General features: G+C 36.8%; 9 protein-coding genes. 4 read left to right on the top strand and 5 right to left on the bottom strand.

What is annotated here, in order from left to right:
• On the bottom strand, positions 1 to 1,195 hold a 1,195-nt coding region (locus LJE12_RS18780; protein ID WP_227292358.1), incomplete at its 3' end, for an ATP-binding protein.
• Between the two features lie 343 nt (positions 1,196 to 1,538).
• Between LJE12_RS18780 and LJE12_RS18775 the strand changes: the two genes are divergently transcribed.
• The 4 genes from LJE12_RS18775 (at position 1,539) to LJE12_RS18760 (ending at position 5,911) form a co-directional block, all read left to right on the top strand.
• Complete coding sequence (locus tag LJE12_RS18775; protein WP_009245398.1) at positions 1,539 to 1,706, top strand: hypothetical protein; 168 nt, start codon at positions 1,539 to 1,541, stop codon at positions 1,704 to 1,706.
• Positions 1,707 to 1,782: 76 nt separating this feature from the next.
• Positions 1,783 to 3,372, top strand: a complete 1,590-nt coding sequence (locus LJE12_RS18770) for a recombinase family protein (protein WP_009245397.1) — start codon at positions 1,783 to 1,785, stop codon at positions 3,370 to 3,372.
• Positions 3,369 to 4,961, top strand: a complete 1,593-nt coding sequence (locus LJE12_RS18765) for a recombinase family protein (protein ID WP_005428244.1) — start codon at positions 3,369 to 3,371, stop codon at positions 4,959 to 4,961. The genes LJE12_RS18770 and LJE12_RS18765 overlap by 4 nt, the downstream gene beginning before the upstream one ends.
• A gap of 83 nt (positions 4,962 to 5,044) precedes the next feature.
• Positions 5,045 to 5,911 carry a S8 family serine peptidase gene (locus LJE12_RS18760; RefSeq protein WP_227227098.1) on the top strand — a complete coding sequence of 289 codons (867 nt, stop codon included), beginning with the start codon at positions 5,045 to 5,047 and terminating at the stop codon, positions 5,909 to 5,911.
• Positions 5,912 to 6,201: 290 nt separating this feature from the next.
• On the opposite strand, the gene LJE12_RS20345 is transcribed toward LJE12_RS18760, so the two are convergent.
• From LJE12_RS20345 to LJE12_RS18740, 4 genes are read right to left on the bottom strand one after another with little or no spacing between them, the layout of a single operon-like run.
• Positions 6,202 to 6,465, bottom strand: a complete 264-nt coding sequence (locus LJE12_RS20345) for a cysteine-rich KTR domain-containing protein (RefSeq protein ID WP_081703345.1) — start codon at positions 6,463 to 6,465, stop codon at positions 6,202 to 6,204.
• A gap of 15 nt (positions 6,466 to 6,480) precedes the next feature.
• Positions 6,481 to 7,107, bottom strand: a complete 627-nt coding sequence (locus LJE12_RS18750; protein ID WP_025581255.1) for an ABC-2 transporter permease — start codon at positions 7,105 to 7,107, stop codon at positions 6,481 to 6,483.
• A complete protein-coding gene (locus LJE12_RS18745; RefSeq protein WP_118613446.1) occupies positions 7,104 to 7,961 on the bottom strand; it encodes an ABC transporter ATP-binding protein in 858 nt (285 codons plus the stop codon). Before LJE12_RS18745 ends, LJE12_RS18750 begins: the two co-directional genes overlap by 4 nt.
• A gap of 11 nt (positions 7,962 to 7,972) precedes the next feature.
• The gene (locus LJE12_RS18740) at positions 7,973 to 8,344 is read right to left on the bottom strand and encodes a GntR family transcriptional regulator (protein WP_118613448.1); all 372 of its coding nucleotides are present in this window, start codon (positions 8,342 to 8,344) and stop codon (positions 7,973 to 7,975) included.
• Between the last annotated feature and the right edge of the window lie 353 nt (positions 8,345 to 8,697).

Below are 8,697 nucleotides of genomic sequence, written 5' to 3'. Positions count from 1 at the left end.
TCCGTGATAAGGAGTATAACGAAAACAGGGTATGGATATGGTTGTAATAGGTGGCTTTTTTGCTCTGACCATCTTTCATTACTTTAATCTTATCTTCATTATGAAGAGAAGCCTTTTCCTCTTGAAGTTTTATCAATAATTGCTCTGGAGTTAAAATTCCATTTTCCAGAAGTTTGGCTGCCAGTTCGACAGCAAAAGTATGGTAGTGTACAGTTTCTATGATTTTTTCTACGATTGCCCGGTTTTCCTCTGCTTCTGAATAAAATACAGATGTCAGTTGAAAAAGAGTGGGTATATCTTTCAGTTCTTTTAATTGAAAACTACAGTATTCAGACAGTTGGCTTCTGGTTGTAAATAAAACCCGGCAACGGTATTTTAATACGACTGACAGGCAACTGTCCTGTGTGGATGTGACATTAAAATTGTCTATGATCAGCAGTGTATCAGATTTCAAAGAGCGTAAGAAACGGTTATGTCTTTGAAAACGTTCCTGCTCACTGATTTCTGGTGGATCATCAATAAAATCCATGTCTACAATATCTTGATATAGATTACCGGTGTATTCCATATAGAGAATATTGGTGTACTGTTTTCTGTATTGCTTTGCATAGGCTTTAGCAAGCTCGCTTTTTCCAATTCCGGCAATTCCATAAAGAAATATATGTCGGTTCTCTTCAAACAAAGTATGGAGTTCATCCAGTTCTTCTTCTCTTCCTAGAAAATGACGGCATGGTTTTGGGACTTCGCTGTCCATAATGTAATCCAGAACAATCGGAGATAGAACACCTCCTGCAATCAGTTTTTGATTTCTTGTATCACGTTTAATAAATTGCCGTTCCATACCAAAAGAAAGTACTTTTGCTAAAAACAACAGCCTTGAATCAGAAGGTTTATATAGAGATACAAGTTCCTGCTTTTTTGTATCCGAAATCGTATCGTCCTGTATGAATAACGTGTAAATGTCCTGTATAACCATGTTGCAGTCTGCCATTAAGGGAAGTAAGTTCCGCTGAATGGTTGTTGCCAGTTTTTTCTGATTGCTGGGTTTTGCATAATATGAGGTTATTTTGGGACTGATTTTTGCTTGTCCGGTTATCCAGCGGCAAATTAGACCATTATCCATAGAAAAATCTTCATTTATCGGATCATTCATAAAATCTTCAAATAATTCGTATAAAAAATCAGGTTGGTTCATCTGATTGCTTTCACTGATTTGATTTTTTAGGCATGTGCTAATAGAAGAAAAATCACATCGTTCCAACAGAAATCCCTCCTTTGGTTTTCGTGTTTTATATTCTTAAAGTCTTTTTATTATAACACGAACAAATGTTCCGGACAATAGGAATTGATACTGTATAGGAAGAAAATGAATCTTAAAAACTCAATCTGCGGTCAATTTCAATTCAATGTGATTGGTGCAGAATAATTTTAGAATGTAATCAGGCTTTCGAAAGCCGAATTCAATTCATACAGAACTTTTGTACAATCCTGCCGGCATAGGATGTAGAGAGAACTGTATGCTGAAGGAGGCATATAGCATGAATACGTTATTTGATTCTGTAGAAGTTCTGGATACAAAAAAAGAAATCCAAAAAGAGAATGTAAGCTATGAACATGCAGGATATCAGATTCGAGTGCATTTTAATGGGGAAAAGACATTGATCCAGTGCATTCAGAATCTTACTGAACGAAAAATTGCAGGTTGATTTTCTTAAGTTCTTGTTGTAAAATAAAGACAATTAAAGACAATGACTACGCAAGACCGATGAAAAGAGGGATAGAATGTATCAGGCAGGAATTTATTGCCGAATTTCCATTGAAGAGCAAAATAAAGAGGGTGAATACAGCAATAGTATTCACTCTCAGATTCAGATGGCAAGAGATTATATTGCAGAGAATAAAGATATTGCAGAGAAAAAAGTTTATGTAGACGATGGGGCTTCTGGAAGTAATTTTGAAAGAACTGAATTTCGGAGGATGCTGGCAGATATTGAGCTTGGTGTTATCAATATGGTGATTTTTAAGGACGTATCTCGACTTGGAAGAGAACATATTGATACCAACTATTATCTAGGCAAATATTTCCCGGAGAAACAGATTCGGATTGTTTCGATTCTGGATAATTATGATTCAGCCGTTGGAACTTATGATGAAATGTTAGAAATAAAAACTTTGCTGAATGATATGTATTTGAGAGATACATCCAGAAAGATTAAGACAACGATTCAGACCAAAAGAAGTATGGGCGAATATACTCCGAAACAGCCCCCCTTTGGATATGTGAAAAGTAAAACAATTCATAATCATCTGGAAATTGATCCTTATGCAGCCGAGGTTGTTCGAAGAATTTACAGAATGTATCAAAATGGATTTGGCTGTACGGTTATTTGCAGGACTTTGAATGAAGATGAAATCCCTTGTCCCGCAAAATATAAAAAGGAAGTTTTAAAAACCAATTATGTATGGGATTCGGGAAAAGGTCTGTGGACATCGTCTACTGTAAGTGGAATTTTAAAGAATCCGGTCTATACTGGGGCGGTTGTGATTCGGAAACATGAAAGACCGTCTTATAAGCTGAAATACAAAAAGGCAATTCCCCTGGAAGAAATGGAGCTGGTGCCGGATGCACATGAGGCAATCATTTCTAAAGAAGAGTTTGATAGGGTTCAGCAAATAAGAAAGGGGCGCAGAGTTTCCTATTTTGATAAAAACAATGAACCACATAAATATGTGGGACTGCTCTTTTGTGGGAAATGTAAAACAGCCATGCGAAAACGTTATCTGGCATCTCATAAAGACTATGACGGATATATGTGTGGTTTTCATCAGAAGCAGGGGCAGAATTACTGTGAGCTGAATCATATTACATTTGAAAAGCTGGATGAACTGGTTGTATTTGCAATCAACCAGCAATTGAAACAGATGAAGATGGATATGAAGAATCTGGAAACTCAGATCAGACAGAAACAGCCGGAACTGGATGGTAAAATTGCAAAATTGCAGGCAAAAATAGAAAGAAATCTGGAATACCGGAAACGAGCATATGAACAGTTTATGGATGAAGTACTTTCCAAAGAGGAATATCTGGAATTAAAACAGATGTATGAAACAGAGAATCAGAAATATCAAAAAGAATTATCAGAACTGAACCATGAAGAGCAAAGGCAGCGGGCGGCGGTCAATGAAACAAAGATATGGTTGGAGCACTTTAATCGCAGAAGAATAACGGTAAAGCAGCTTACCAGAGAAGCGCTTGTGGAGTTAGTTGATAAAATTTATGTATATCCAGAGCAGAAAATAGATATATATTTTAAGTTTGCTTCAGTAGAGAGTTCACCAGATAGAATACTTGAGAAAGATGGGGTGATATGATGTATCAGATGGGTGTATATTGTCGTCTGTCGAAGGATGATGGAGAGAATAAAGTTAGTGAGAGTATTGAAAATCAGATGAAACTGATTCGTGAGTATGTGACTAAATCAGAGGATCTGGAAATCGCAGATATTTATATTGATGACGGTTATTCGGGGCTTTATTTTGCGAATAGACCGGAATTTCAGCGGATGATGGAGGATATCTACAAAGGGAAAATTCAAGGCGTTATTACGAAAGATATTTCCCGGCTTGGGCGTGAACATATTGAAACCAGTAACTATATTGAGCGTGTTTTTCCATCTTTGGGTGTGCGTTATATTGCAATTTTGGATGGCGTGGATTCTGTTCATCACAGTAATGAAGAATTGGCACAGTTTAAGACGTTGTTTAATGATATGTATAGTCGTGATATATCTAAGAAAATCAGAGGTGCATTGACCGCCCAGAAGAAACGGGGACAGTTTATGTCTGGGTTTGCCCCATATGGATATGTAAAAGATCCGGCAGATAAGCATCATTTTCTTGTAGATGAAGAAGCAGCTAAAGTGGTACGGAGAATCTTTTATATGAGTTTGGAAGGATATTCCAGGGATGGTATTGCAAAGAAACTGAATCAGGAAGGAATTCTGACACCGTCAGAGTATAAGAGAAAGGTGCAGGGATTGAAATATGCCAATGCATTAGAAAAAGCGGGTGCAAAGGGCTGGGCATATCCTACGATCAATGTAATTTTGCGAAACAGAGTTTATACAGGGGCTATGGTACAGCATAAATCAGAAAAGATATCCTATAAAGTGGAAAAGTATCAATATATTCCAGAGGAACAGCAGTATATTGTGGAAGGAATGCACGAAGCAATTATTAGCAAAGATACTTTTGAGCAGGTACAGGAACTTATGAAGAAAAGAACACGGACACCGGGATTTAATAGCGAAGTGAGAAAGGTAAATCCATACGCAGGAATTATTGTTTGTGGAGATTGCGGATATAATTTCCAGAGGGTTACTTGTCGGGACGGTTATGAGTGCGGTACCTATCACAAAAAAGGAAACACAGTTTGTTATTCTCATTTCATTAAAAAAGAAGTATTGGATTCTATTGTAAAAAATGAAATCCAAAGACAAGCGGAACTGGCACTGAAAGAAAGTGATAAGGATGAAATATTAAAAGTAGCAGATAGGAAGAAGGAGGTGCAGAGACGATGTGCAGAAGCAGACCAGCAGATTGAACGGTTACAAAAAGAACTTGCGGCTGTCCAAAAGTATAAAAAGAAAACTTACGAAAATTATGTAGATGGTGTTCTGGATAAAGAAGAATATCTCTCCTATAAGGCAGAATATGAAAAGCAGGATAAAGATATCAGGGCGAAGATTCAGTTGGCAGAACAAGAGAAAGACAGCTTTGGAGAGGCAGAAGAATCTTATGAAAACTGGATAGAGAAATTTATCAAGTATGGAACATTATCCGAAGTGACAAGAGAAATTGTGACAGAATTGATTGAAAAAATTGTTGTGAATGGAGATAAGAGCATTGATATTGTATTTAAGTATCAGTCGCCTTATCCGGTAGAAAAACAGGCAGTGTAAAGACTGCAAATTTTTTTACAGTAATTTTCCCCTAGTTATAATGAACACACAAGGGAGATTCCCTTCTTGAAACATATATAGATATGGTTTCTTCCACAGGACGTCTGGCTATCTGTACAGGTACAGGGAACAACGGCAATCAGCCTCTGCATGAGGGAGGAACCCTGAAACAGGGACAGACCAGACAGATAGAATTATCTGTGAGCAGCAGGGAACCAACATTAAATGTGCAGTTATGGAAATCTTATGAGGATGAAATGAGTATTTATATTGAAAATCCATCCGGAAACCGGATCGGCCCCTTAGACGAAAAGCTTGGTCCTCAGAGGTACAGACTGGGAAATACAGATCTTTTAATCTATTATGGCAAACCTGGACCCTATCATCTGACACAGGAAATCTACATAGATTTCCTTCCTGGGAAAACTTATGTGGACAGTGGAGACTGGAAAATCATCCTAAGTGGAAAAAAGGTCAGAGGAGGGGAATATTACCTGTGGCTGCCAGGTGGAAATACCCTGAACAGAGGAACTGGGTTTTATGAACCAAGGGCATATGGGACTTTGACCATACCTGCCACAGCCCGGCGGGTTATTGCAGTTGGAGCATATGATTCGCTGGTTGACTCTTATGCGGATTTTTCCGGAAGGGGCAGCAGAATGCTGCCATATCTGAAACCTGATCTGGTGGCACCCGGAGTGAACATAGTTGCCCCCGTACCCGGTGGTGGTTACAGAACAGTAACAGGGACTTCCTTTGCAACACCCTTTGTCAGCGGATCCGCTGCATTGCTGATGCAATGGGGGATTGTGAATGGAAACGATCCCTACCTCTATGGGGAAAAAGTAAAAGCCTGTCTCCGAAAAGGCGCCAGACCATTGCCGGGGTTCGAGGAGTATCCTAATGAAGAGGTGGGGTGGGGGGAGGACGTTATAATAAGGTTACATTGAAGAAAGTCAGTAAAATCAAGTGTTTCCGTTCATTTTCCAAACACAGAAACGAAGCACTTCCACCATGATTTTGAAGAAAATCTGCCCGGGTTGGATTCAAAATGATATGGAAAGAAAGACTTGCAGCAATGACGTAACATGAACAGCCGATTCTGTTACAGACAACATATTAAAACGAAAGAGAGGTCACAGGAATATAAAACTGACTTATACAAATAATTATCAGTTATCAAGGCCATAAGGCCAAATTATACCATGGGTCAGTTTTAAGCATTAAATCTGGATCAGTTTTAAGTGTAAATCAATAGCTGATAATCACTATGATTGGGAAAATACAAAAACCGATAACTACAGTTCAGAGAACTGTGTATTATCGGCTCTGCGTCTGGCGCTTTAATAACAGTTATATGGAATTGTTCAATGTTGATTAGACATTCTCTTTTGCACTTCGAACAAAAGAGTGGAAAATTTTTTAGTACAGTATCTTCTCGGATTTTGTCACGTGTTTTATTTCCGCAGACAGGACAACGTACTCGCTCGACACTTACTTTTATTTGCACTTCTACTTTTTATTTTTTTCTTGAGTATCCTATAACACTAACAAAATACGATGCGACTACTATACCCAAAGCAAAAATAGTAATCAACATAGGATTTTTAACCAAATTTTGAGTAACGTATTTCATATCTTTTGATATTTTACTTACGAAAAAGATAACGAGAAGCGTGCAAATCATTCTCACATACTGAACACTCATATAGCCAAACCACTGTGCTATTGCTAAACATATAGAACACCATAAAACAGGTAATGCTATTGCAATGGTGATAGAAAAACCAAACTGGCTAAGCGTAAAATTATGATAAACCACATAACGAATGATATAAATGATAACTGTACCCATTATACTAATCGGAACAAGAAGCAAGCTAGTCAAATACTTACTGAAAATGATTTGGTACTTACTCAGCGGCAAGGTTAATTCATATTGTTTCCATGAAGTCAATCCATCATAGGTCATGGTCATCATTAAGTGCATACCGATAAAAAGTGAAAAAAAAGCCGATGACATAATTGAGTAAACCTCATTCTCTCCGAAGAATGAAATTGCTATTACAAAAAAATACATTACAAAAATGACTTTTTTATTCATTTTCTTCATAAGCAATAAATCCTTAAAAACCAATCCTTTCATTTGACACCTCCTTTGATATAGAACAGCATAATGTCCTCAATAGAAGCATTATCAATAATTAGATTTTGGTATCTTTTTTTTGCAGCTACTTTGTCATGTATTAAGCATTCCACGCTAAGATTTGTTTCTCGACAACATACATAGTCATCTGGTGAAACAGTATTAAATTCTGATTTTTTACAGCGTATAATTCCATAATTATAAATGAGGTCATCTTTCTTTTCCTCAAAAATAATTTTTCCATTATGAATCAGAATTACATAGTCAGCAACCTTTTGTATGTCAGAGGTTATATGTGTAGAGAACAAAATAGAGTGTTCTTCATCTTGAATAAATTCTAAAAAAATGTCCAAAATTTCATCTCGTACAACAGGATCTAACCCTGTTGTTGCTTCGTCTAAAATCAGAATCTGGGGTCTATGCGATAGTGCACAAATAATTGACAATTTCATCTTCATACCTTTTGAAAGTTGCCCTATTGATTTATTTAATGGAACATCAAGGCGTTTCATATATTCTTCAAACAAATTCATATCCCATGTTTTATAAGATCCCGAAAGGATTTGGGCAATATCTTTTGCATTTAAGACGGAATGGAATTTACATTCGTCAAAAACAACACCAATGTTTTCTTTATGCAAATAAGAATGATTTTGTTTACCCAATATTCTTATTTCACCCGTATCCAACTTCAACTGGTCTAAAATTAAATTGATAGTTGTACTTTTTCCAGCACCATTTTCTCCTATGAAACCCACAATACGTCCTGTAGGAACTGTAAATGAAATATGATCTAACATAAAATCATCAAATTTTTTAGTCACATTTTTTACAACAATACTGTTCTGTTCCATAATTCCACCTCTCATTCTTCAAAAAATAGTTTTAGAATATTAGCCATTTGCTCATAGCTGATACCATGGGTACGACCGATTATAGCAACCTTTTCTAAAAGTTCTTCCGCTATTCGTAGTTGTTCTTCTTGAATAAATTCTTTATTTGGTGATGCAACAAAACTACCTTTTCCCGATACGGTTTCGATAAACCCATCTCGAGTTAAATCTTCATAAGCTCGTTGAACAGTAATAACACTTATATGCAGGTCTTTTGCCAGTGCACGCATGGAAGGCAGGGCTTCTCCGGCAGATAGGGTACCATTCATGATTAAATTCTTGATCTGCATAGCAATTTGTTCATAAATAGGCTTATCACTACTATTACTTATGATAATTTCCATTCTAATTTCCTCTCACCACCTTCTGATATATGCGTACTTATACGATATGTACAGTGTATATGATAGTGTCAGAAATGTCAATAAAGTAATCCTGCAATTCATTAAAATATACCATATAAAGTTTTCAAAAAATCAGCGTAATCCAACCTGTCAACCGGCATAATAAGGTTATTTTTTTGTGCATATCAGCACGATAATGATAGGATGAGCGATGATGAATTAGAATTTCTGGCTCCATGGAACGAAATCGTCAAAACTGAAATCGAACGTTGTGCAAACGAATCAAATCGATCATATATGAATTGTCAACGAATCATGAAAGCTTATCTCAGCCTATAATGAAAATAGGATAC

Origin of the sequence: Blautia sp. DFI.6.71 (assembly GCF_020593585.1) — a bacterium.
Taxonomy (GTDB): domain Bacteria; phylum Bacillota; class Clostridia; order Lachnospirales; family Lachnospiraceae; genus Blautia_A; species Blautia_A wexlerae.
Note: the sequence above shows the minus strand (reverse complement) of the source record. Positions and strands in the feature narration are given on the sequence as shown.

Coding starts and splice junctions, on each gene's coding strand:
- LJE12_RS18775 (WP_009245398.1), top strand. CDS start 1,539: ATGAATACGTTATTTGATTCTGTAGAAGTTCTGGATACAAAAAAAGAA.
- LJE12_RS18770 (WP_009245397.1), top strand. CDS start 1,783: ATGTATCAGGCAGGAATTTATTGCCGAATTTCCATTGAAGAGCAAAAT.
- LJE12_RS18765 (WP_005428244.1), top strand. CDS start 3,369: ATGATGTATCAGATGGGTGTATATTGTCGTCTGTCGAAGGATGATGGA.
- LJE12_RS18760 (WP_227227098.1), top strand. CDS start 5,045: ATGGTTTCTTCCACAGGACGTCTGGCTATCTGTACAGGTACAGGGAAC.
- LJE12_RS18750 (WP_025581255.1), bottom strand. CDS start 7,107: ATGAAAGGATTGGTTTTTAAGGATTTATTGCTTATGAAGAAAATGAAT.
- LJE12_RS18745 (WP_118613446.1), bottom strand. CDS start 7,961: ATGGAACAGAACAGTATTGTTGTAAAAAATGTGACTAAAAAATTTGAT.
- LJE12_RS18740 (WP_118613448.1), bottom strand. CDS start 8,344: ATGGAAATTATCATAAGTAATAGTAGTGATAAGCCTATTTATGAACAA.